The organism is Acinetobacter sp. YH01022 (assembly GCF_013420235.1).
Taxonomy (GTDB): domain Bacteria; phylum Pseudomonadota; class Gammaproteobacteria; order Pseudomonadales; family Moraxellaceae; genus Acinetobacter.
In genome coordinates, this window is sequence record NZ_VOYP01000112.1 from 1 (window position 1) to 1,074 (window position 1,074).

The following is a 1,074-nucleotide window of genomic DNA, read 5'->3' on the forward strand; positions in this document are numbered from 1 at the left end:
CGCAGATTCAAATCCCAAGTGCGACACATTTGTAGTTAGTTGAAAAAGTTAGGTGTATTCGTAGAATCATTGGACTTTTTCAACTCGCAATTGGAAAGCACACAATGAAGAAATACACCCAACTTTCTCAAGATGAAAGATACGAAATTTATGCTACTTTGAAAAGTAAAAGTTCAATCGCTACCCTTGCTCGGGAGTTAGGGCGTTCACGATCAACCATCTACCGTGAATTAAAAAGAAATACTGGGCAACGTGGATATAGAGCTCAACAGGCAGCTAAATTTGCAAGTCAAAGACGGTACCGTCCTTCATCACCCATGACAGCGTTTGCCTTCGCTTATATTGATTATTTGATTGGCTTGGACTGGTCACCAGAACAAATTTCAGGTGCTTTAACACAACGCTGTTGGCTGGATGTACCTTCACATGAGTGGATTTACCAGTACATTTATCAAGATAAATCAAAAGGCGGTAAACTCCATCTACACTTAAGGCATCAGAAGAAATATCGAAAACGAGGTTACAAAAACACGGATCGTAGGGGTCAAATCATTGATAAAACAAGTATTCATTGCAGAGACCAGGTCATTGATCAACGACAACGTTTAGGAGATTTCGAAGGTGACACGGTGATTGGTAAACATCATAAAGGTGCTTTATTAACTCTCGTTGATCGAAAGAGCCTGTACGTACATATTGTTCATTTAGGGCCAACGAGAGCATCCTCTCAAACGATTACTTGTGCATTAGATCGTTTACAGATGAGCCATGCTTATAGTGTGACATTTGATAATGGCAAGGAATTTTCCGAACACAAAAGAATTACTGATGCTGGCATAGATACGTATTTTGCTGATCCTTACAAGTCTATTCAGCGAGCTAGAAATGAAAATACGAATGGTTTAATCCGGCAATATCTGCCAAAATCGTCATCGTTTGATGACGTGTTAAACGAACAAATAGAGCAGATAGAATTTGCACTCAACCATCGTCCTAGAAAAACACTAGGTTGGCATACACCGAGTGAAGTTATGGCTGGTTTTTATACTGTTGCACTTGCCGCTTGAATCCGCC

Annotated in this window: 1 protein-coding gene; it reads left to right on the top strand. The window is 40.0% G+C overall.

All coding sequences use genetic code 11. The features are described from left to right. Positions 1–104 precede the first annotated feature (104 nt). On the top strand, positions 105–1,067 hold the full coding sequence (locus FTT87_RS15900) for an IS30 family transposase (RefSeq protein ID WP_180175112.1): 963 nt from the start codon (positions 105–107) through the stop codon (positions 1,065–1,067). The last annotated feature ends 7 nt before the right edge of the window (positions 1,068–1,074 follow it).